The organism is Streptomyces sp. GL_140 (genome assembly GCF_057834465.1).
Window position 1 is genome coordinate 6920552 of the sequence record NZ_CM174404.1, and the last position, 22121, is coordinate 6942672.

Here is a 22121-nt window from a genome sequence, read left to right on the forward strand (position 1 = left end):
GCGGCGGACACCACCACTGCCGCCGCTACCAGGCCAGGTCCTCCAGGGCGTCCAGGTCCAGTACGGCCGGCGGCATCGGCTCCACCGTGCCCGTCAGCGGGAGTTCGGCCCAGATGACCTTGCCGCGCTCGGTGTAACGGGTGCCCCAGCGCTCCGCGTACTGGGCGACCAGGAACAGGCCGCGGCCGCCCTCGTCGGTCGTGGCCGCGTACCGCAGGTGCGGGGAGGTGCTGCTGCCGTCGGAGACCTCGCAGATCAGGGTGCGGTCGCGCAGCAGCCGGACCCGGATCGGGGCGGTCCCGTAGCGGATGGCATTGGTGATCAGCTCGCTGAGGATGAGCTCGGCGGTGAAGGAGATGTCCTCCAGGTCCCACGCGGCCAGCTGCGCCGCCCCGGCCCGGCGGACCCGCGAGACGTCCACCGGGTCCGCCAGCACCTCCCATTCCGCGATCCGGTCGGCCGCCAGCCGCCGGGTGTCCGCGATGAGCAGGGCGATGTCGTCGCTCGGCGCCGGGAACAGCAGCGCTGCCAGTACGTCGGCGCAGGCCTGGTCGGGGCTGCGGTCCGGCCGGGCCAGGGTCTCGGTCAGCATGGCCAGGCCGGTGTCGAAGTCCCGGTCGCGGTCCTCCAGCAGCCCGTCGGTGAAGAGCACCAGCCGGCTCGGCTCGGGCAGGTGCAGCTCCGCGGCCTCGAAGGGCATCCCGCCGACGCCCAGCGGCAGCCCGATCGGCAGCTCGGGGTACTCGACCCGGCCGTCGGGGCCCACCAGGGCCGGGCCGGGGTGGCCCGCGCTGGCCATGGTGCAGCGGCCGGACACCGGGTCGTAGACCGCGTAGAGGCAGGTGGCCCCCGTGACGCCCGAGGATTCGCCCTCCCCGGATCCGCCGTCCCCCGCGGACTCGTCCTGGTCGATCCGGTCGATCAGCTCGTCGAGGTGGCCCAGCAGCTCGTCGGGCGGCAGGTCGAGGGTGGAGAAGTTGTGCACGGCGGTCCGCAGTCGGCCCATGGTGGCGGCGGCGTGCACCCCGTGCCCCACCACGTCGCCGACGACCAGCGCCACCCGGGCCCCGGCAAGCGGGATCACGTCGAACCAGTCCCCGCCCACCCCCGCCTTCGCGGGCAGGTAGCGGAAGGCCACGTCCACGGCGCTCAGGTCCGGCAGCGCCCGCGGCAGCAGGCTGCGCTGGAGGGTCACGGCCACCGCGTGCTCGCGCGTGAAACGGCGGGCGTTGTCGATGGAGACGGCCGCCCGCGCCGCCAGCTCCTCGGCGAAGGACAGGTCCTCCTCGTCGAAGGCCTCGGGGGTCTCCGACCGCCAGAAGTTCGCCATGCCCAGGACCACCCCGCGGGCCTGGAGCGGTACGGAGATCAGCGAGTGCAAGCCGTAGTCCAGGGCCACCCGGGTCCCGTCCCGGTCCTGGGCCCGCCAGCCGAAGGCGGAGTCCAGATCGGCCGCGAGGACCCCGCGCCCCGCCGTCAGGGCCGCGGCCATCGGCGCGGTCGGCACCACGAACCGGATGATGTCCCCGACGGGTTGCAGCGGCTGGTCGTCGCGGACCCCGCTCATCGCGGCCCGCCGCATCTCGGTGTGCCCGCCCACGGTGGGCTCCTCGCCGCGCAGCACGGGCTCCAGCAGCTCCACGGTGACGAAGTCGGCGAACCGCGGAACCGCGACCTCGGACAGTTCCTCGGCGGTGCGCACCACGTCCAGGGTGGTTCCGATCCGCACGCCCGCGTCGTAGAGCAGCTGGAGGCGGTCGCGGGCCACCGCGGCCCGGCCGGAGAGCGCGGCGAGCTCGGTGGAGTCGCGCAGGGTCATGACGGTGCCCGAGGGGCGGCCCGCGTAGGGCTTGGTCGGCCGTACGTTGACGGCCAGGAGCCGGTCGCCCGCCCGGTGGACCTCGTCGGTGGCGACCCGCCCGGAGGCCAGCAGCGAGGCCGTGCGCGGGTCGAGGCCGAGATCGCCGACGTGCCGCTGTTCCGCGTCGGGCGGCAGGGCGAGGAGGCGGCGGGCCTCGTCGTTGGCGAGGACGAGCCGGCCCTCGGCGTCCATGATCAGGACGCCCTCGCGGACGGCGTGCAGGACCGCCTCGTGGTGTTCGTTCATCCGGGTCATCTCGGCCTCGCCGAGCCCCCGGGTCTGGCGCCGCAGGCGCCGGCTGACCAGGGCGGCGCCGCCGGTGCCGAGCAGCAGTGCGCCGGTCGCGGCGCCCAGGAGCAGGGGCAGCTGGCCGCGGACCACCCCGCCGACGTTGGCGACCTCGATGCCCGTGGCGACCAGGCCGACGACGGCGCCCGAGGAGTCCCGTACGGGCACCACGGCGCGGACGGCGTCGCTCGGCTTCCCCTTGAAGGTCTCGGTGAAGGCGTGCCCGGACACGGCCCGGGAGAGGTCGCCGACGGCGCGCTGGCCGATCAGCTCGGGACGGGAGTCGGTGTAGCGGATCCCGTCCTTGGACATGACGGCGATGAAGTCCACGCCGGAGGCCCGGCGGGCCTCCTCGGCCAGGGGCTCGAGCGCGGCGGTGGGGTCGGGGGACTTCAGCGCCGCCGGGAGGCCGGGGCCGCGGGCGAAGGCCTCGGCGGCCGCGAGTGACCGGTTGCGGGCGTCGCGCCGGCCGTCGTAGCGGGCCTGGAAGAACAGGGCCAGGGTGGCGGCGGTGATCAGGACCAGCACGATGACGGCCTGGAGGGCGAAGACCTGGCCGGCGACGCTGCGCGCGCCGAGCGACAGCCGGGCGAAGAGCCGGGAGAAGGGGTGTGTCAGCCGGTGCGTGAACCGGCGTACGAGCCTGCGCGCGGCCCGCCCCGGGCCCGGACCGGAGGCTCCGCCGGAGGAGGCGCCGGGCAGGGTTTCGTGCGCGTCCGGCGGGGGTCCGGGAGCGGGCGCCGGAGGGGGTTCGTGCGTGCCGGACGGGGGCCCCGGGGCGGGCCGGGACGGCGGTCCGTCCCCCGGCCCGCCCTCGGGCGCCCCTTCAGGGCCCCTCGGTGGGCCAAAACGTCCGGTCATGAGCCATTTCTAACACTGTCGGTGGGGTTTGGGGGAGGCTCCGCCGCGGTAGCCGCCGCGCGATAGGCCCGGGGGCTCGTCCCGACGCGTGCCGTGAAGTGCTGGCGGAAGGTGACCTCGCTGGTGAAACCGGCCAGCCGGGCCACCTCGGTGACCGGATGGTCGGTGCGCTCCAGCAGTTTGCGGGCCTCGTCCAGACGGTGGCCGAGGAGCCATTTGTGCGGGGTGGTGCCGGTGGCGGCCGCGAAGTGCCGGGCGAAGGAGCGCGGGGACATTCCGGCCCACCGGGCCAGGGTGGTCACGTCCAGCGGCTCCCGCAGCCGCCCCAGCGCCCGTTCCCGTACGGCGGCCAGTGCCTCGGCCGTGCGGTCGGCGGCCGGGGTCGGGCGGTCCAGGTACTGGGCGTGGTCCCCGGTGCGGAAGGGGCCCGTGACCATCGAGCGGGCGATGGCGGCGGCGGCCTCGGCGCCGTGGGCCCGGCGGACCAGGTGGAGGCAGAGGTCGATCCCGGAGGCGACCCCGGCGGAGGTCCACACCCCGTCGTCCTCCACGTAGAGCGGTGCCTCCTCGACGAGCACGGCGGGGTGCCGGCCGGCCAGCGTCGGGGCCAGCGACCAGTGCGTCACGGCCCGGCGCCCCGCGAGCAGCCCGGCCTCGGCGAGGATGAACGCGCCCGCGCACAGGGCGGCCACCGCGATCCCGCGGGCATGGGCGTCGCGCAGGGCGGCGAGCACCGGCTCGGGCGTCGGATCGCAGGGCTGGGCCAGGGCCGGGACCACGACGAGGTCGGCGCCGACGAGCCAGTCGAGCCCCCGGTCCGGGGTCAGGGACAGCCCGCCCGGGAGGGGGATCGTGCCGGGGGACAGGGCGCACCGGCGCAGCTCGAAGGGCGGGACTCCGAGCCGTCCCCGGTCGGGACCCCAGACCTCGGTGATGACGGCGAGGTCGAAGGCGCGGATACCGGGCTGGACGACGATCGCAACGCGGTGCATGGCGTGAGTCTGCCACGGCCTTTCGGGCCTCTGGGGGTCGAAAGGGGCTCTGACCTGGGCGGGAGGGATTTTTCGGAATTCCGGTGGGTGGCTTCCGGTCGGCTTCGGGTCGACTGCCGGGCGGCTGCCAGGTTGGCAGGATCCCATCGGTTCCGGTCCCGGCTGCCGCTGTTGCGGGACCCGCCGGCGTTCGAGGATTGAGACATGAAGAACGAGATCGAGATCGCCGTGAACAGTGCCCTGCTGGTCATCGACGTCCAGAAGGGCTTCGACGCCCCGGCCTTCTGGGGCCCGCGCAACAACCCGGCCGCCGAGGCCAACATCGCGGCCCTGATGGACCTCTGGCAGGAATCCGGCCGCCCGGTGGTACTGGTCCAGCACGCCTCGCGCGCCGCCGGTTCCGTCCTGGCTCCGGACCAACCCGGCTACGCCTTCAAGGAGTTCGTCGCCGAGCGATCCGGGCAGGCAGCCCTGCACATCACCAAGTCCGTCAACTCCTCCTTCTACGGCACCCCGGACCTGGCGGACTGGCTCACCGGCCAGGACGTCCGGCAGCTCGTCGTGGTGGGAATCCAGACCAACATGTGCGTGGAGACCACCGCCCGGATGGCGGGCAACCTGGGCTACGACGTCCTCGTCCCGCTGGACGCCACCCACACCTTCGACCTCGGGACGGAGCCGGAGGCCGCGGCGGGCGAAGGCGCCGGGGCGCAGGGGGCTTCCGAAACCGGCCCGGTCGCCCTTCGGCTGACGGCCGATCAGCTCAGCACCGCCACCGCCGTCAACCTCCAGGGCGGCGGGTTCGCGCGGATCGTCACCACCGCTCAGCTGCTCTCGGCGGCCCGCACCCAGGTCACCGCGTAGTACCGCAGCCGGTCGTCCTCCCGGACCAGGGCCATCCCGGCGGCCGCCATCACCCGCTGCGAGGCCGTGTTGGCCAGGGCGGTGTCCCCGTCCGCTCCCGCCGCCCCGTGGCTCCGCGCGTGATCCAGCAGCGCGCGCAGGGCCTCCGCCGCGAAGCCCAGACCGCGGACCGCCGGAATCAGGCCATAGCCGATCGCGACCCTGCCGTGGTCGTCGGCCGGGCCGTGGAAGCCGGCGCCGCCGATCGCCAGACCGTCCTCGCGGCGCTCGATCTCGTACGCCCCGTAGGGCCACGGATCCCCGTGGCCGGCCAGTACCTCCAGGAACCGCTCGGCTCCGGTGCGGTCCGCGGGGCCGGGGTAGCCGGGCTCCCAGCGGTCGCACGGACCCGCCACGCCCGCGGCGATCCGTCGGGCGAGAGCGAGATCGAGGGGACGCAGCAGCAGCCGTTCGGTCGGCAGTGGGTCGGCGAAGCCGTCAGCCTGTGGGTCGTCCATGGGGGCACCCTAGTCAGCGCACGTGTCACCCGCACGGCTGACAACTCCACCAGCGGCAGCGGGTTTCGGTCGCGGGGGGTCTCGGGAGCGGCACGCGCGGTCCTACCATCGGCGCATGGTGGTCTCCTGGCCCTTCCACGGGCGCGCCGCGGAGTTGGACCGGGCGCGCCGAGCGCTGACCGGGCGCGTCGTGGCCGGGTCCGCGCCGGCCGGCCCGCGAGGGGTGCTGCTGGTCGGGGCCGCCGGGGCCGGGAAGTCCTGGCTCATCGACGAAGTGCGCCGGACCCTGCCCGAACCGGCCGCACTGCTCGTCGCCGAGGGCTCGGAGGCCGCCCGGAGCACACCGCTCGGCGCACTCGCCCCGCTGCTGCCGCAGCGGATGGCCCCCGAGGGCAACCGCTGGCGGTGGGCCGCGGACGCCCTGGCCGGGGCGGTGATCTGCGTGGACGACGCCCACCTGCTCGACCCCATGTCCGCCGCCCTGCTGCAACGCCTCGTGCGCGACGGCCGGGTGCGGCTGCTCGCAGCCGTCCGCGCCGGGGCCGGGGCTCCGGAGGGGCTGCGCCGGCTCACCGAGGACCGGCTGCTGGACCGGCTCGAACTGCCGCCGTTCACCCCCGCCGAAACGGCTGCCCTGCTCACGGCGGCGCTCGGCGAGGTGGCCGACCGGGCGGCCGCCAGGCTGCACGAACGGTCCCAGGGAAACCCATTGTTATTACGGGAGTTGGTGCTCGCAGCCGTGGACGGCGGCGAACTGTGCCTGGAGGACGGACAGTGGGGGACACCCCCCGGCCTGGTCCCCGGCCCGCCCTCCGCCCGCACGGCGGACCTGGTGGAGAACCGCGTCGGCGGCTACGGCCAGACCCGGCCCGAACTGCGCGAAGTGCTCGAAATCGTGGCCTTCGGACAGCCGTTGGAGATCTCACTGCTGCTCGGCATGGCCGACGCGGCGGTCGTGGAGGAGGCCGAGGCCCGCGGACTGCTCGCCGTCGCCGACGAAGGCCGGCGCACCTACGTCCGTACGGCGCACCCCCTGTACGCCGAAGTGGCCGCCGCGCGCTGCCCCCGCGTACGTAGCCGGCGTCATCACCGGGCACTGGTACGGGCGGTGGAGGCGGCCGGAGCCCGACGGGCCGGCGACACGCTGCGGATCGCCGAGTGGCGACTGGCCGGCGGGATGACCGAGGACCCGGCGCCACTGCTGGCCGGAGCCCGGGACGCCTGGGCCGACTACGACACGGTCGCCGCCATACGGCTGGCCGCCGCGGCCCGCGACTGCGGCGGCGGCACGGAAGCGGCGCTGCTCCTCGCGGAGGCGCTGAGCTGGGCGGAACGCTACGAAGAGGCCGAGCAGGTGCTCTGGGAATGCGCCGGGTCGCCCATGAGCGAACTCCACCGCATCCGGTACGCCGTCCTGCGCGCCCACGGGCTCAGCTGGGGACTGCGCAGCTTCGCCGCGGCCGAACAAGTGCTGCGCGAAGTCGAGTCGCAGGTCACCGACCCGGCGCTGCGGTGGGAGGCCGGAGCCAGGCGCGTGGCGCTGGTCGGCGCCCAGGGGGACTACGGCGCCGCGCTGGAACTGGCCGCCGGACTACTCGTCGAGGGCGCGGGCGACGGGGAGACCCGACGGACCGGGGTGCTGCTGACGACGACGGCCGTGGCCCACGCGTACACCGGCCGCCCCGAGGAGGCCCGGCGCGAGGTCCTGCGGGCCGGGGAACTACTGGGCCGGGAACCGGCCGAGGTGCTGGGGCTGCGGCTGGCGCAGTTCGCCGCCGAGTTCTGGGCGGGCCGGCTCGACGGCGCGGACCGGGCCGCCGACGGCTTCGCGGAACTGCTCCTGCGGCGCGGGGACTGGCCGGTGGCGGAGCGCTCCGTGGACGCCCTGTACGGGGCGGTCCTGCTCTGGCGGGGACGGCCCGGCCCGGCGCTGACCCGCTTCCGGGCAGGCATCGCGGCCCGGGGCTCCGGCTACTACGACACCTCCCACCTCGGCGGCGCGGCCCATGCGGCGGCGCTCACCGGCGACGTGGCCCGGTCCGAGACGTACCTTGCGGCCGCCGACCGGGGAGCGACCGCCGCGCCCGTGGTCTTCGACCGCTGGACGGAGCTGGCCCGGCCGTGGGTGGCGGCGGCCGGGGGCCGGGTGACGCGGGCGGCCGAACTGGCGCGGGGCGCGGCCCAGGGCGCGCGCACCGCCGGGCTCCCGGGCTTCGAACTCCTCGCCCTGCACGACGCGGCCCGCCTCGGCGGGGTGGCCGGGGCGCGGGCGGTCGCCGACCGGATGCGGGAGGTGGCCTCGGCCCACGAGGGCGCGCTGGCGGCGGCCTGCGCGGCGCACGTGGCGGCCCTCGCGGGACGCTCCGGGCCCGGACTGTGGGAGGCGGCAGGAGAGTTCGAGCGCCTCGGCTACGGGCTCTTCGCGGCGGAGGCGGCGGCCGGCGCGGCCGGGGTGGCGACGGGCGGAGCCGCCGCGCGGGCCGCGGCGGCCCGAGCGCACGCGCTGGCCGCGCGGTGCACGGGGCTCTCGCTGTCGGCCGTGCCGGCCCTGGCCGGCCTGGCCGCCCCGGCGCTGACCCCCCGGGAGCGGGAGATCGCGGCACTGGCCGCGCAGGGGCTGGCCTCGCGGGCGATCGCGGGGCGGCTGAGCCTGTCCCCCCGGACCGTGGACAACCACCTGACCAGCATCTACGCGAAGCTGGGCATCCCGGGCCGGACGGACCTGGCGGCGGTACTGGCGCCTTAGGCGCCTTAGCGGTGGCCGGGCCCGGATTCACTCCAGGGTGCCGCTCAGCAGGGCCGAGGAGGAGCAGGTCGTCGGGGCCGGGGCCGCCGGGGGGCGGCCGATGGTGCGGCAGGACAGGGTGATGGTGATCTCCTGCTTCGGACCCGCCAGGAGGGCCGAGGCCCAGTGGAAGTCCTGTTCCCGGAAGTTCTCCAACGCCGGTGCCAGCAGCGGCTTTCCGCCCACCGAGAAGGTCACCGTGCCCGCGTCGCCCTGGGCGTTCTCCAGGACCAGGTCGGTCAGCCGCAGCACCTTGCCGTCCGGGACGGTGTACGTCGCCGACCTGCTCGCGCCCGTCCCGGCCTCGGCGGTGAGCCGGGTCGAGAACAGGTTCGCCTGGGCCTGGGGGGCCGGGCCCGTTCCCGGGGAGGCGCCCGCGGACGGGCCGGGGGACGGTTTCGCGGAGCCCCCGGACCCGGCTGCGCCACCTCCCGCCGCCGCCCGGTCCGCCGCTTCCTTGGCTTCGGCCGCCTTCGACTCGGCCGCCTGGACCGGGCCCTTGACCGCTTCCTTCGCCGCGCTGCGCACCGCCGGGCGCAGCAGGGTGAACCAGAGCACCGCCAGCGCCGCGAGCAGTGCCACGACCGCGAGCAGGGCCCGCAGGGCCGTCGCCGACAGGATCGGCCGGTGCAGCAGGGTGCCGTCCAGGACCGCCGGAGCCACGCCGTCCTCGGCGGGCGCGGCCGTCACCTGGAACGGGTGCGGGGCGGGCATGCCGCGCCACATCCGGCGCCGCGGGCGCACGGGGACCCGTACGAACGCGGCCTGGCCGGGGCCGACCACCGTCGCCGTGGACGGCAGGGTGAAGCGCAGGGCGTCCGACTGGTCCTTCGCGGAGAGCGAGATGGTCAGGGGGTGGTTGCCCCGGTTGTCGAACGCGAGCTGGAAGCGGGCCCCCGTACGGCCCTGGCTCAGCCTCGGGGTGAGTTCGGCGCCGAAGTCCGCGTACGCCCCGATGTCCAGCACGCCCTCCGGCACCGTGCTGTGCTCCGGCTGTTCCCGCGGCAGCACCCGGACCGCGTAGGCGAGTTCGCCCGGCGGGACCGTGGAGTCCCGGGGCGGCCTGACCACCAGGTGGACGGTGCCGGCCGTGTCCGGGTAGAGGGACAGCGTGGCTGGTTCGACCACCGTCCACGGCGCGGCCGGCCCCAGTACCTCGAAACCGTAGGCCTCGACGATGCTGCCGCTGTTGCGCAGCTCCAGCGGGATCCGGATCTCGTCCCCGGGCATGACGGCGGCCGGGGAGGCGTCCAGATGAGCGGAAGTGGTCATGAAGGGACGGTAGGGAGCGGGGCGAAGGCGGGTCCGCACCCGTACGGACACATCCGGGGGCAAGCCGTGTTGCCCGTTGAGTCCGTGTGGAGTGCCTGCTGACTGCGCGGGTGTTCACTGGGTGTACACGCGGGCAGGTGGGGCTCCCGCGGTGAGCTGGGGGGTGTGCGTCATGCGCTATCAAGGGGAGAGCGGGGCCGAACGGATCCCGGTACGGCTGACGGCCCAGGACCCGATCTCGCGGGCCGGACTCGCCGGGCAGTTGCGCAACTGCCCCGAGGTGCGGCTGCTGGGGGACGACGAACCGTACGAGGCCTACGGGGCTTCGTGCGTGGCCGTGGTCGCCGCCGACCGGGTGGGGGAGAGCGAGACGCAGACGCTGCGCCGGGCCCAGCGGGGCGCGCCGGACGGCATCGGCGGGCCCGGCGGGGGGCCGGGCGGTGCGGGCGCGGCGGCGGGCACGGGTTCCGTCGGGGAGGCGCGGATCGTGCTCGTGGTCACCGAGATCGACGACGCCGGGCTGGTGGCCGCCGTGGAATGCGGGGTCGTGGGGGTGGTGCGGCGCTCCGAGGCCTCGGGGGAGCGGCTGGTCCAGGTGATCATGGCGGCCTCGCGGGGCGAGGGCAGCGTCCCGGCGGACCTGCTGGGACGGCTGCTGGACCAGGTCGGCCGGTTGCAGCGGCAGGTGCTCGACCCGCGCGGACTGGCCTTCACCGGGCTCGCGCCCCGGGAGGTGGACGTGCTGCGGCTGGTCGCCGAGGGCAGCGACACGGCGGAGATCGCCCGCACGCTGGCCTTCTCGGAGCGGACGGTGAAGAACATCCTCCACGATGTGACGACCCGGCTGCAGCTGCGCAACCGCTCGCACGCCGTGGCCTACGCGATGCGGCAGGGGTTCATCTGAGGTCCGGGCCCTCGTCCGGGCGAGGGCTCGGGCGAGGGCCGGACGGCGGCCCGGACAAGGGCCATGAATGCCCCTTAGGGCAAGGGGAGTTACCCGCAACGGTGCCCCGCCCTGGGCTACGGCCGGGGCACCCCGCGCGCCACGGTTGCGGTGAGGAGGGCTATCCGGATGCCGTCGGCCCGCCCCGGGGGCGGGCGGGGGACGGGGGGACACGTCGGGGGGACGCAGGTGCGACGAGCTGGGCGACGAGGTGGCTTCAGGTTCGGGCGGTCCATGGTGCTGGTGGCGGCCCTGGGACTGATGGGGGTCGTACCCCCGGTGGCGCCGGCCCGCGCCCCGGCCGCGCCCCTGGCGGCGCCCGCGGACGCCCCGGACCCCGGTCGGCTCGCCTTCGTCGGCGACGGCCCGCACCACACCGTCAACACGGTCGGAGCGAGGGGCGAGTTGGCCCCGCTGCTCCCCGCCGGAACCGCGGGCAACGACTGCCAGCCCGCCGCGCGCGGCGACGACCTCGTATGGGTCAGCGACCGGAGCGGCCTGGGCGAAGGGATCCAGCGCCGCACCGGCAACGGGCCCGCCACCCAGGTCCTTTGGCGTCAGGGCTGGCGGATCGCCGACCCGGTGCTCTCCCCGGACCGGCAGTGGATCGCCTTCGTCTCCTGGGAGAACGACCCCGGCGACGGCAGCTCCGCCACCCGCTACCGCTGCGACGACCGCGGTGGCCGCGGCGACCACCCGATCGGCGTCTGGGTGGTGCGCACCGACGGCAGCGGCCTGCGCCAGGTGGCCGAGGACGCGGACTGGCCGGACTGGTCGCCCGACTCCACCGAACTGGTCTACGCGCACGGCGGCGAGGCCCTGCGACGGCCGCTGGCCGGCGGACCGGCGGTCCGGGTCTCGCCGACGGACGACGACGCGCGGGTGCCCGTATGGGAACCCGGCGGCAGGAACCGCATCGCGTACCTCTCCTCGAACGCCAACGGCGGCTTCGACCTCGAAGCGGTCCCGGCCGACGGCGGCGGCCAGAGCGCGCCCGAGATCCTCGCCCACGGGGAGCGCGGCGAGGGCGGCCGGCTCGACCTGGCCTGGCGGCCCGACGGGGGATCGCTGCTCATGCTGCTCGGGGAGCCGTACTACGTCGACCCCGCCAGGCCCTGCACGGGGTGTCCGGGCACCGCGCTCTTCGAATCCGGCACCGTGGTGCCCCTCGAAGCGCACAACGTCGGCTGGTACACGCCGGCCGGGGCCGCCCGGCCGCAGCCGCTGCTCGCGGGCGAGGACTGGGAGTCGGCCGACATCGAGCGTCAGCGGGCCGCCGTGCCCGTGGACCGCGTGCAACTGCGGGCCGCGCAGGGCTCGGAGTACGACTTCGAGGATCCGGCCTACGCTCCCGACGCGCGCCGGATGGCCTTCGTACGCGTCCTCGGCTCGAACGAGCTGGCGGCGGCACGGTTCGTCCGGCCGACGGAAATCATGATCGGGGAGCCGGACGCGCTCGCGGAGGCACGGCAGCTGACCTACCGGGGGATGAACGCGGGCGAGACGCAGACCCGGCCCTCCTGGTCCCCGGACGGCACCCGGCTCGCCTTCGCCCGCAGGCCCGTACCCACCGAGTCCAACCCCAACCCGCGCACCGAGATCGCGGTCGTCGACGTCTCCTCCGCCAAGCCGGCGGACTGGAATCTGGTGGCGACCGTGCCCCGGCGCGCGGAGGCCGGGTACGACTGCACCTCGGACGACCTGGAGCCGAGCTGGTCGCCCGACGGGGCGCGGCTGGCCTTCTCGCGCTGGAGCCGGTGCGTCCAGAGGCAGAAACCGCACGTCGCACCGTCCGTGGCGCCGCCCGCCGTGCCGCCCGTCGCGGGAGGCGGTGGGGGCACCTCGGACGGAGTCGCCGCGGTTGTGGCCGACGAGGGCGCGCCCAGCGGGTATCCGGACCGGCACGTCTGGACCGCGAAGGCGGCCGACGGCTCGGCCCCGTTCGACGTGACCGGCGCGCAGTGCGGGGCCGACTGCTCGGTGATCGACGGCCGGCCCGTCTACGATCCGAGGGGCGGCGGACTGGCCTTCGTCCGGCGCAATCACTACGTCGACAACACCCTCAACAGGGCCGGCACCGCGAGGAAGACCTCCGTGAAGGCGGCCGCGACACCTGAGCCGCAGCCCGCCGCCGCGAAGCCGGCCGTCACACAGCCCGCCGCCGTCGCCAGCGGGGACCCGGACCCCGAGACGCGCACGGTGGTGCTGGCCTCCCCGGACGGCAAGCAGTGCCGGGGGCTCGTGCCCCGCCAGGCCTCCTGCCCGACGCGGGCACCCGCCCCGCCCGCGAACGCCACCTACCACGAGCCGGACGACCCGGCCTGGTCGCCGGGCGGCGGCCGCCTCGCCATGGACGTGCTGCGGATGTCCGCCTCCGGCCGGTACGACCGCCGCATCCTGGTCATCGACCCCGGCAACGACGGCGGCGCCGACGACTACGCGGAAATGTTCCCGGGGACCACGAGCGTCAGCCAGCGCGGGCCCACCTGGGAGCCGAGCGCCGACCTGTCCGTCCGGTTCACCGGCGCAGACGCCACCGTGCTCCTCGGCGACACGACCGAGCTGGTACTGGAGCTGCACAACCGGGGCATCGCCCCCTCGCCCGGCACCAAGGTGCGCATTACCCTGCCGCCGGGGCTGGAGCCGGCCGGGCCCGCCGAGCCCTCGGGCGGCAGCTGCACCGCTCAACTCGTCTGCGATCTAGGGACACTGGCATCGGACGACCGGGGCAGGGGCACGGTCCGCGTGCCGGTCAAGGGGACCGCGCTCGGCGCGCACGAGGCCCGAGCCACCGTGGAGAGCGGGCTGCCCGACCACCGGCCGGCCGACAACCAGGCGGCGATCGTGGTCACCGTGGTCGTTCCCGACCTCGTCGTGACGGCCACCGCGGTCCCGTCCGTGCTGAAGATCAACGAGCGGACGAAGGTCGAGTTCACGGTCCGCAACGCCGGCACCGCGACCGCTGAGGACGTCCACCTCAAGATGACCCTCCCGCCCGGACTGGCCCTGGTCACCGGAACCGCCTGCCCGGCCGACGGCTGCGCGCTCGGCGCGCTCAAACCGGGCGAGGAGAAGAAGGCCGGCTGGGAGTACACCTCGCCCGAAGGGCTCTCCGGGACCGTCGAAGGCGCCGCCTCCACCACCACCCGGCGCGGCGAGGACGGCAACCCGGACAACGACCGCGCCGCCGTCGACCTGACCTTCGTCGACCCGCGCCGACCCGACGCCGCCGTCACCGTCACGGCCACCCCCGGCCACCTCACGACCGCCGAGCAGTCCACGGTCGTCTACGAGGTCACCAACCTCGGCGACGCGCCCGCCAAGGCGGTCCTGCTGACCCCGGTGCTGCCGGCCGGCATGACCGTGGTCTCCGCCACCCCCGCCTGCCCGCCCGCCGGATGCGCGCTCGGCGACCTGGCCCCCGGAGCCAAGGCCACGGTGACCCGGGTGGTGTCCTCGGCGACCCCCCTCAGCGGCAACGCCACCGGGACGGTCGTCACGGCCGGAGGGGACAGCAACCCCACCAACAACACCGCCTCGGCGCCGATCGTCGTCGAAGCCGCCCCGCCGCCGATCCCCACCCGCTACGCCGACCCGGCCGTCTCGGTGACCGCCACGCCGCGCACCGCCTACACGGGCGGCCGGGTCACCGCCGAGGTGACGCTCTCCAACCTCGGAGCCCGCCCGGCCACCGGCCTGACCCTCGCCCTCACCGTGCCGCCGGGCCTGGGGGTGGACTCCGTGTCCCGGCCGGGGTGCGTGGGCGCGGGCGGCTGCCCGGTCGAGGACCTGGCTCCGGGCGCGCGTCTGACCGTACAGCTGGTGCTGGCGGCGGGGCCGGCGCTGACCGGAGCGATCACGGCCACCGTGACCACCACGGGTACGGACGCCCAGCCCGCCAACGACACCGGATCGGCGCAGGTGACCGTACGGCAGCCCGTGCTGGAGCTCGATCCGGTCCTCGGGCCGCCCGGTTCGGTGACCCAGGCGCACGGGAGCGATTTCCCGCCCGGAGTGACCGTGTCCCTGCGCTGGGACCGGGGGGTGACGGTCGCCTCCGCGCCGGTGGTGGTGGGGGCCGACGGCAGCTTCACGGCCCCGGTGCTGATCCTCGTACAAGACACCCTGGGGGAGCGGAAGTTGACCGCCGCGCACGCGGACGTGACCCCGCCGCTGTTCACGGAGGTGTCGGAGCCGTTCCTGGTGGTGCCCGGGGTGCTCCAGCCCGACAACTTCCAGTGGCGCAGGTGATCCGGGGGTGATCCGCAGGTGATCCACGAGGTGGACGACGCGCTGCGCGAACTCGTTCGGGCCGAGGCGCTCGGCGGCGGCGCGGGCGTGGACGTGGTCTTCGACGCGCCGACCCGCGACTGGGCGGCCCGGCGCAACGCGCCGACCGTCAACCTGTACCTGTACGACATCCGCGAGGACCTCGGCCTGCGCTCGCGCGGGCGGCGCAACGTGTACGACGAGCAGGGCAGGGTGGTGGCGCGCACCCTGCCGCCCCGGTACTTCAAACTGTCCTACCTCATCAGCGCCTGGACCCAGCGTCCCGAGGACGAACACCGGCTGCTGTCCTCGCTGTTGGGATGCTTCCTGCGGTACTCGGCGCTGCCGTCCGACCGGCTCGGAACCGAACTGGGCTTGACCGGACTGCCCGTGCCCCTGTCGATCGCCCTTCCGCCGCCCGAGAACAAGGCCTTCACGGACGTGTGGAGCGCACTGGGAGGGGAGTTGAAGCCCTCGCTCGACGTGGTCGTCAGCGCTCCGGTGGTGGCGGCCCCCTCGTACCCGGCCGGACCTCCGGTGGAGGACGGCCTGGCCCTGGACCTGTCGGACGTGTCGGAGCCCTCGGGCGCCTCGGAGGCATTCGGCGCATCGGACGCATCGGGCCCGGCGTCCTCGGGTGGTCCGCCCGGACCGCCGCCCGGTTCACCGCCGCCCGGCTCACCGCCTTCCGGGTCCGCCGCCGGTCTGCCGCGCCAGCGGCCCGCCCGCTCCCGTACCCGGCCGCACCGTCCGGGCGAGGGCTGATGGACCACCTCCTTTCGCGCCTCGCCGGAGTGGAGGCCCGGGTGCGCGCCGCCGTCGAGGCGCGGCGCGGGAGCGACCCGGACGCCGACGACCCGTTCCGCGGGCTGTACCTGTCCGACGACACGGTCCGCAGGATCCTCGACTCGCCCGACCAGGTGCCCTGGCCCGAGCCCGTCGCTCCGGCCGCACCGGGCGACGGATCCTCCCGACTGGAGGGCCTGGAAAGGGATTTCGGGCTGGAACCGCTGGACGTCGAGCTGCTGCTGATTGCGCTCGCGCCCGACCTCGACCGGCGCTTCGAGCAGCTCTACGGCTACCTCAACGACGACGTCACGCGCCGCCGCCCGACCATCGGGCTGGCGCTCGGCCTCTGCGGGGTCCCGGCCGCCTCGGCGCCCGCCCGGACCCGGCTCTGCGCCGACGGGCCGCTGTCCGTACGGGGCCTCCTGCTCGTGGAGGAAGGCGAACGCCCCTTCCTCGGAAGGTCGTTGCGCGTCCCGGACCGCGTCACGGCGCACCTGCTCGGCGCCGACGCGGTGGCCCCGGAACTCGCGGACCTGCTGCACCCGGTGTCGGTGCCGGGTGACACCGGACTGCCCTGGCAGCCCCTGGCGGGCGCGCTGCGCTCGGGCATCTCGCCGGTCTACCTGCGCGAGCCCGCGGGCGGGGCCGCCGCCGAACTGGCCGCCGAGGCGCTGGCCGGCGCCGGGCGCGGAGCCCTCGTACTCGACCTGGACCGCCTGGCCCGGCACGCGGACCCGGCCGCGCTGGTGCGGTCCGCCGGGCGGGAAGTGGCCATGGCCGGCGCCGGGCTGATCGCGGCGCCCGTGGAGGCCCTGGACCGGCACACCGAACTGCTGCGCGCGCTGGCCGCGTTGCCCGTGCCGGTACTCCTCGCCGGGCAGGCGGGCTGGGACCCGGCATGGTCGGACCGGACCCCGCTGCTGGTGGAGGCCGGGCGGCTGGGGGCGGCAGCGCGGACCGCCCTGTGGACCTCGGTGCTCGGCGCCGCGCCGGGCGCCGCGGTGGCCGCCTTCGTGCTCAGTCCGGGCCAGATGCGCCGGGCGGCCGCCACCGCCCGGCAGCAGGCGGCGCTGGCGGGCGACGGCGCGGCAGGCGCGGGCGCAGCGGGCGACGGAGTACCGGGCGAGGCGGCGCTGCTGCACGGCGTGCGGGCCCAGAACACCTCCGGTCTCGAACGCCTCGCCCGCCGGATCCAGCCGGGCGTGGGCTGGTCCGACCTGGTGCTCCCGAGCGTCGTGCTGGGGCAGTTGGGGGAGCTGGCGGCACGCGCCCGGCACCGGGACCTGGTGCTGGGCGACTGGGCGATGCGGCCCGGCGGCGGGCGGGGGCGGGGGGTGATGGCGCTCTTCGCGGGGGACTCGGGGACGGGGAAGACCATGTCCGCCGAGGTCATCGCGGGCGAACTGGGCCTGGACCTCTACACCGTTGACCTCGCCACCGTCGTGGACAAGTACATCGGCGAGACGGAGAAGAACCTCGAACGGATCTTCACGGAGGCCGCGGGCGTCAACGGCGTACTGCTCTTCGACGAGGCCGACGCGGTGTTCGGCAAGCGCTCGGAGGTCAAGGACGCGCACGACCGGTACGCGAACGTCGAAAGCGCCTACCTGCTCCAGCGTATGGAGACCTTCGACGGCCTGGCGATCCTCGCCACCAACCTGCGGGCCAACCTCGACGAGGCCTTCACCCGCCGCCTCGACCTGGTGGTGGACTTCCCGCTCCCCGACGCGGAGCAGCGGCTCGCACTCTGGGACCGCTGCCTGGGGCCGCAGCTGCCCCGGGGTGACGACCTCGATCTGCCGTTCTGTGCAAAGTCGTTCGAGCTGGCGGGCGGCGACATCCGGTCTGCCGCGGTCACGGCCGCCTACCTGGCCGCGGACGCGGGCCGGCCGGTCCTGATGGCCGACCTGGTCGCGGCGGTGGTCCGCGAGTACCGCAAGCTCGGACGCCTCTGCCTGGAGAGCGAGTTCGGACCGTACCTGCGGCTGGCACGGTGAACGGCTGCCCGAAGGGGCAGGCCGGATGAGGAGGTCGAGGACATGCAGGAGCAGGGGCAGGAGTACGAGCACGACCAGGAATCCGGGGCCGGGGCCGCGCTGCGGCCCGAGGAGGGCCGGGAGCCGCGGCTGCCCGACGGGATGCTGCTGCGGGCGGCCGCGGACGGCCGGGCGGACGTGATGGGGCCGGGCGGACTGCTCCGGCTCCAGCAGACGGTCGGCAACAGCGGGGCGACGGCCGCCGTCCAGCGGGCGGCGGCGCCCGCGGCGCATCCGGTGCACGAGGTGGTCGGCTCCGGCGGGGGCAGGGCACTGGATCCCGAGGTGCGCGCGGACATGGAGTCCCGGCTCGGCCACGACTTCGGGGACGTACGGGTCCACACGGACGCGGCGGCCCACGAGTCGGCGGCGGCGGTGGACGCGCACGCCTACACGGTCGGCTCGGACGTGGTCTTCCAACGGGGCGCGTACGACCCGGAGTCGGCCGCCGGCCGGACCACGCTGGCGCACGAGCTGACGCACGTGGTGCAGCAGCGCTCGGGCCCGGTGGACGGCACGGACACCGGGGACGGCGTACGCGTCAGCGACCCGGGCGACCGCTTCGAACGGGAGGCGGTGGCCACGGCCGCCGAGGCGATGGCGGCTCCGGCGCCCGGCGTCCAGCGCAACACCGAAGCGGCGGAAGCCTCGGAAGCCCTGGAGGAGGAAACGGCCTAGAAGGTTGCTGAAGATCTTGTTGTGGGGCTGTCCGGCCGTGGGCCGGGCGGCCCCTTTCGCTATGTGGTGGCTGGGGCGAGACGCCAGGTGTGGCCGGTCCGGGTGAGTCCGAGGTTGATCAGTCGGCGGAGGTTGAGGACGGCGGCGCGGTGGTGGAGCCAGATGCTGTTGGCGATGACGCCCCGGTGCGGGACTCGTCGGTTGCCTTTGCCGACGAGCCAGGCGATGGCGCGTTCGACCGGTGGCCGCCATCGGCGGTATTCGTTCTGCCAGGCCGGGTCGGTGGCCGCCTGTGCTCGGGCCGCGGCCAGCAGCTCGTGCTGGGGATGGACGTTCACGGTGCGTCCGGTCTTGGAGGCTGTGCAGCGTTCCCGCAGGGGGCAGTCGGTGCAGCCGCGCTTGAACTGGGCGGTGCGGGCGCCGTCCGCTTTGACCCGCCCGAGGTTGGCGGTGTGTCCCGCGGGGCAGGTCGCGGTGCCGGCCGCCTGGTCGATGTGGAAGTCGTCGATGGTGAAGCCGCCGGGGACGGCCCGCCGCATCGGCGGCGGCTTGATCACCAGAGTGTGGCCGGCGGCCTGCAGCTGCTCGCGCAGTTCACCGGTGCCGTAGGCGCAATCGCCGAGCACGGTTAACCCGTCGTTTTCCCCCTCCAGCAGATCGGCGGCGACGGAGGCCTCGTGATTGCCGGGACCATAGCCGCCGGTCAGGGCGACCGCGGTGAACAGCCCGGTCTCCGGCTCGAAGGACACATGCCCTTTGAAGCCGTCCTGGTGGCGGGTGCGGTTCTTGTGGATGTGACGGGCGTCGGGATCGACGGTCGATACGATCCGGTCCGGCGCTGTGCGCTTCGCGATGCGCCAGCGGCCGTCGCGGCCGTCGGAATCCTCGGCAGGCTCGACGTCCTGGCCAGCGACCAGGGCCAGCAGGCCCACCGCGTTCGCTGCCTTCTCGCCCAGTTCCTCCTCGGGCAGGTGCCCGAGGAGGTTGAAGGCGTCGGTCACCAGCGCGTCGACCAGCGCGGCGCGGGCCGCCTCATCGTTCCAGGCGATCTTCGGCTTGCCCGGATCGGTGTAGTCGTGCGCCGAGCACCACGCCGCGGCCGTCTCCTGGCCGCCGGGGACCTCGCGGATCACCCGGCGGATCGCGGAGATGATCTGGGTGACGGTGTCCTGGGTGGCCACCGCGTCATCGAGCACGGTGGAGTCCAGCGCCCGTCGCTGCTTTCCCTTGAGTACGCCGGTCGCGGCCACGACCTCTTTGACCGTGGTGAAGATCCGCATCGGATCGGCCGAAGTACGCAGACGGCGCCGAAAGTACGTCAGCAGCGACGGATCGAAGGCCATGTCATACAGGCCAAGCCCGCAGGCGGCCTTCCACCGCAGGTCACACCGCAGTTCCTGAACGGCCTCAAAGTCCGACAACCCCTGCAGACTCTGCAGCACCACCGTCGCGGCCAGCACCTGCGGCGGCAGACTCGGACGGCCGTTGGACGAGGGATACATGTCGGCGAAGGTCCCCGCCGGGAACGGTGCCTCGCGATGCTCGGCCAAGAATGCGAACACACTCCCCGCCGGGATCAACTCCCGGCAGGTCTCCCACACATCCGGCCCGACCGTCTCCCCGGCCCATTCCCCCTGCATGCCTACAAGACTGGCCCCGACTCGACCGAGCCGGGGCCAGAACCCGAGATTTTCAGCAACCTTCTAGGCCGCCCCTTCGACGGATCCCGGAGGACCCGCGAAGGGACGGCCTAGGTGGTCGCGGTCACCAGAGGACGGGCATCCGCTCGGGGATGCGCTTCATGAACCCGGTGCGCCAGACGAGCTGCTCGATCGGCACGGCCAGGTCCAGGTTGGGCAGCCGGTCGAGGAGGACCTCGATGGCGATCTGCGCGTGGCGCTTGCCCAGCGCGGTGGCGGGGCAGTAGTGGCCGCCGCCGCCGAACGACAGGTGCGCGTTCGGGTTCGGGCGGTCGAGGCGCACCGTGTGCGGGTCCTCGAACTCGGCCGGGTCGTGGTTGGCGGCCTCGACCAGGACGAGGACCAGCTCGCCCTTCTGCACGGTGACGTCACCGAGCTGCATGGTCTCGGTGGCGATGCGCGGCAGCCCGTCGGCGATCGACAGGTTGATGCGCAGCAGCTCGTCGACGGCCGCCGGGATGAGGGACGGGTCCGCGATCAGCTCCGCCTTCAGCTCCGGGTGCTGGATCAGGGACACGAGGGCCATGGTCAGGAAGCCCATGACACTGATGACACCGGCACCGAACATCGTGACTCCGACGGTGGCCAGCATCTCGTCCGTCAGGTGGTCGTAGTCGGAGTCCGTGCGCAGGGCGGCGAGCTCGCCCATCAGCCCGGTGGTCTCCGGGTCGTTGAGACGGTCCACCATGTGGGCCATGTCGCGGTCCCAGTTGATGCCGGCGGCCGGGATGTTCTTCGCGCTGTTCATGAAGGCGACGTGCAGCGACTTGTACAGGGCCGGTGCGTCGGACTGCGGGATGCCGAGGATCTGGCAGTGCAGACCGGTGGAGTACGGGACGGTGAAGTCGCTGCGCAGGTCGGCCGGGATTCCCGTCGCGACGATCTGGTCGACGAGCTCGTTCGCGTGGCGGACGAGCCACTCCTCCAGCCCGGGGGCCTTCGGGTTGAGGGCCTTCATGACGGCCTTGCGCAGGCCGGCTCCGGTGATGTTCCCCATGTTGTTGACCACCTCGGGGGGGATGGTCAACGCGTACTGGCGGGGCGCACCCTCGGCCGAGGTTTCCTTGAGCGAGAAGCGGGCGTCGTCGAGGACCTGACGGCACAGCGCGTACGAGGACACCAGCCAGGCTTCCGCTCCGGCTATGGTGCGGACCTTCTTGACCGGCTCGTTGGTGAGCAGGTGCCCGATCACGTCGGGGAGCCTCGTCCCGTTGGCGTCGAACGGGAAGCTCGTGAGCTCCTCGACCGGGGCCGGGCTGGTCGGGTCGATGGTGGTGGTCATGCGGGGCTGTCCTGTTCTTCGGCGGGGGTGATGACCGCGTGGCCCTGGTTGCGTGAGGCGCGCAAGCCCCAGCCGCGTGCGTACAGCAGCTCTGCCAGCGGCAGGGCTTGGTGATAGCAGTTGAGCGAGGAGTTGACTCCGAGGATGGCCGGGGTGTCCAGGAACAGCGGTACCTCGGCGCACACGTACTTGATGCACACCTCGCGCTGCAGCTCCGTGGGCGGCTGGCCGTTCAGCTTGTCGGCGAGGAACCGGGCCGCGAGCTGGTCGCAGACCTCGCGGAACTCCGGGTCGTCGGTCATGAGGACGTCCAGCTGGGAGCGGATGCGCTGGTAGGCGGGGAGCTCCAGGAGCGAGGACATGGGGCGTCCGCGCAGCCGTTCGCCTTCGGGGTCGAGGGCGGCGACGGCGGCGGTGACCTTGGCGCGCACTCCGCGGAGGTTCTTCACCGCCTTGCGCTGCGCTTCGACCTCGGGGTAGCCGAGTGCCACGAACATCTCGGCTACGTGCATGTCGGTCCAGATGAGGTCGACCTGCTGGAAGTGCTCGAGTCCCCAACGTGCGAGGTCCGTCACGCGGTCATGCGTGAAGTAGGAGTTCCCCGATGAGATCCCGATGACTGCGTGGTCACCCTCGTCGTGGATTACCTGGCAGTGAGGGGTATAGGGACGGACGGCGAAGATGCCTTTGATGGCAGTCGTCAACGTGATTATTTCCCCCGCGCCGCTAGTCCCGACAGGGCCTTGTGCCCTGGGTGTGGCGGCGCCGAAGCAGAAGTTAGCCGAGCGCACGTCCGTGCTCCAGAGCTACTGGCCGGTTACTCAGCGAATCAGCTTGCCAGCGTGGGGTGATATTGCCCGGTTACCCTATGAATTGATGCGCAGGCGCAGGGTCATAACCAGCCAATCGCGCAGGGGGCAATCGACGCGAATCCGGGCTCTGCGGTGTCTGGTTCTGTTCCCCCTCCGCCGCTCGGTGCGGGAGGGCGGGTTGTGCGCTCCGGA

At 74.2% G+C, this 22121-nt stretch carries 14 protein-coding genes; 7 read left to right on the forward strand and 7 right to left on the reverse strand.

Features of this window, described 5'->3' with window-relative positions; translation table 11 throughout:
* Window positions 1–25: 25 nt before the first annotated feature.
* Complete coding sequence (locus AC3IYJ_RS32280; RefSeq protein WP_489398038.1) at window positions 26–3010, reverse strand: SpoIIE family protein phosphatase; 2985 nt, start codon at window positions 3008–3010, stop codon at window positions 26–28.
* Window positions 3007–4002, reverse strand: a complete 996-nt coding sequence (locus tag AC3IYJ_RS32285) for a GlxA family transcriptional regulator (protein WP_489398039.1) — start codon at window positions 4000–4002, stop codon at window positions 3007–3009. Before AC3IYJ_RS32285 ends, AC3IYJ_RS32280 begins: the two co-directional genes overlap by 4 nt.
* A 204-nt stretch (window positions 4003–4206) precedes the next feature.
* On the opposite strand from AC3IYJ_RS32285, the gene AC3IYJ_RS32290 reads away from it, so the two are divergent.
* On the forward strand, window positions 4207–4866 hold the full coding sequence (locus tag AC3IYJ_RS32290; RefSeq protein WP_489398040.1) for a cysteine hydrolase family protein: 660 nt from the start codon (window positions 4207–4209) through the stop codon (window positions 4864–4866).
* Here the strand turns inward: AC3IYJ_RS32290 and AC3IYJ_RS32295 are convergent.
* The gene (locus tag AC3IYJ_RS32295; protein WP_489398041.1) at window positions 4827–5363 is read right to left on the reverse strand and encodes a GNAT family N-acetyltransferase; all 537 of its coding nucleotides are present in this window, start codon (window positions 5361–5363) and stop codon (window positions 4827–4829) included. The two genes, AC3IYJ_RS32290 and AC3IYJ_RS32295, sit on opposite strands and share 40 nt — an antisense overlap.
* A gap of 115 nt (window positions 5364–5478) precedes the next feature.
* Here AC3IYJ_RS32295 and AC3IYJ_RS32300 point away from each other — a divergent pair, with 115 nt between their 5' ends.
* On the forward strand, window positions 5479–8109 hold the full coding sequence (locus AC3IYJ_RS32300) for a helix-turn-helix transcriptional regulator (protein WP_489398042.1): 2631 nt from the start codon (window positions 5479–5481) through the stop codon (window positions 8107–8109).
* 27 nt (window positions 8110–8136) lie between these two features.
* Here AC3IYJ_RS32300 and AC3IYJ_RS32305 read toward each other — a convergent pair whose 3' ends face one another.
* Window positions 8137–9420, reverse strand: coding sequence for a COG1470 family protein (locus tag AC3IYJ_RS32305; RefSeq protein WP_489398043.1), 1284 nt, complete (start codon window positions 9418–9420; stop codon window positions 8137–8139).
* A gap of 172 nt (window positions 9421–9592) precedes the next feature.
* Here AC3IYJ_RS32305 and AC3IYJ_RS32310 point away from each other — a divergent pair, with 172 nt between their 5' ends.
* The 5 genes from AC3IYJ_RS32310 to AC3IYJ_RS32330 all read left to right on the forward strand — a co-directional run bounded on the left by AC3IYJ_RS32310 (window position 9593) and on the right by AC3IYJ_RS32330 (window position 18135).
* Window positions 9593–10324 carry a helix-turn-helix transcriptional regulator gene (locus tag AC3IYJ_RS32310; RefSeq protein WP_489398044.1) on the forward strand — a complete coding sequence of 244 codons (732 nt, stop codon included), beginning with the start codon at window positions 9593–9595 and terminating at the stop codon, window positions 10322–10324.
* Window positions 10325–10597: 273 nt separating this feature from the next.
* On the forward strand, window positions 10598–14614 hold the full coding sequence (locus AC3IYJ_RS32315; protein WP_489398045.1) for a hypothetical protein: 4017 nt from the start codon (window positions 10598–10600) through the stop codon (window positions 14612–14614).
* A gap of 18 nt (window positions 14615–14632) precedes the next feature.
* Window positions 14633–15397 (forward strand): Pvc16 family protein, encoded by a 765-nt coding sequence (locus tag AC3IYJ_RS32320; RefSeq protein WP_489398046.1) that lies wholly within the window; start codon window positions 14633–14635, stop codon window positions 15395–15397.
* Entirely contained in the window at window positions 15397–17418 is a 2022-nt protein-coding gene (locus AC3IYJ_RS32325; RefSeq protein ID WP_489398047.1) for an ATP-binding protein, read from the forward strand. Before AC3IYJ_RS32320 ends, AC3IYJ_RS32325 begins: the two co-directional genes overlap by 1 nt.
* Window positions 17419–17460: 42 nt before the next feature.
* Window positions 17461–18135 carry an eCIS core domain-containing protein gene (locus tag AC3IYJ_RS32330; RefSeq protein ID WP_489398048.1) on the forward strand — a complete coding sequence of 225 codons (675 nt, stop codon included), beginning with the start codon at window positions 17461–17463 and terminating at the stop codon, window positions 18133–18135.
* 59 nt (window positions 18136–18194) lie between these two features.
* Here AC3IYJ_RS32330 and AC3IYJ_RS32335 read toward each other — a convergent pair whose 3' ends face one another.
* The 3 genes from AC3IYJ_RS32335 to AC3IYJ_RS32345 form a co-directional block, all read right to left on the reverse strand.
* Window positions 18195–19775, reverse strand: coding sequence for an IS1182 family transposase (locus AC3IYJ_RS32335; RefSeq protein ID WP_489398049.1), 1581 nt, complete (start codon window positions 19773–19775; stop codon window positions 18195–18197).
* Window positions 19776–19899: 124 nt separating this feature from the next.
* Complete coding sequence (locus tag AC3IYJ_RS32340) at window positions 19900–21117, reverse strand: cytochrome P450 (protein WP_489398050.1); 1218 nt, start codon at window positions 21115–21117, stop codon at window positions 19900–19902.
* Window positions 21114–21821, reverse strand: a complete 708-nt coding sequence (locus AC3IYJ_RS32345) for a cyclodityrosine synthase (RefSeq protein WP_489398051.1) — start codon at window positions 21819–21821, stop codon at window positions 21114–21116. Before AC3IYJ_RS32345 ends, AC3IYJ_RS32340 begins: the two co-directional genes overlap by 4 nt.
* Window positions 21822–22121: the final 300 nt, after the last annotated feature.

Coding starts and splice junctions, on each gene's coding strand:
- AC3IYJ_RS32335 (WP_489398049.1), bottom strand. CDS start 19,775: ATGCAGGGGGAATGGGCCGGGGAGACGGTCGGGCCGGATGTGTGGGAG.
- AC3IYJ_RS32305 (WP_489398043.1), bottom strand. CDS start 9,420: ATGACCACTTCCGCTCATCTGGACGCCTCCCCGGCCGCCGTCATGCCC.
- AC3IYJ_RS32310 (WP_489398044.1), top strand. CDS start 9,593: ATGCGCTATCAAGGGGAGAGCGGGGCCGAACGGATCCCGGTACGGCTG.
- AC3IYJ_RS32280 (WP_489398038.1), bottom strand. CDS start 3,010: ATGACCGGACGTTTTGGCCCACCGAGGGGCCCTGAAGGGGCGCCCGAG.
- AC3IYJ_RS32295 (WP_489398041.1), bottom strand. CDS start 5,363: ATGGACGACCCACAGGCTGACGGCTTCGCCGACCCACTGCCGACCGAA.
- AC3IYJ_RS32315 (WP_489398045.1), top strand. CDS start 10,598: ATGGTGCTGGTGGCGGCCCTGGGACTGATGGGGGTCGTACCCCCGGTG.
- AC3IYJ_RS32330 (WP_489398048.1), top strand. CDS start 17,461: ATGCAGGAGCAGGGGCAGGAGTACGAGCACGACCAGGAATCCGGGGCC.
- AC3IYJ_RS32325 (WP_489398047.1), top strand. CDS start 15,397: ATGGACCACCTCCTTTCGCGCCTCGCCGGAGTGGAGGCCCGGGTGCGC.
- AC3IYJ_RS32300 (WP_489398042.1), top strand. CDS start 5,479: ATGGTGGTCTCCTGGCCCTTCCACGGGCGCGCCGCGGAGTTGGACCGG.
- AC3IYJ_RS32340 (WP_489398050.1), bottom strand. CDS start 21,117: ATGACCACCACCATCGACCCGACCAGCCCGGCCCCGGTCGAGGAGCTC.
- AC3IYJ_RS32285 (WP_489398039.1), bottom strand. CDS start 4,002: ATGCACCGCGTTGCGATCGTCGTCCAGCCCGGTATCCGCGCCTTCGAC.
- AC3IYJ_RS32290 (WP_489398040.1), top strand. CDS start 4,207: ATGAAGAACGAGATCGAGATCGCCGTGAACAGTGCCCTGCTGGTCATC.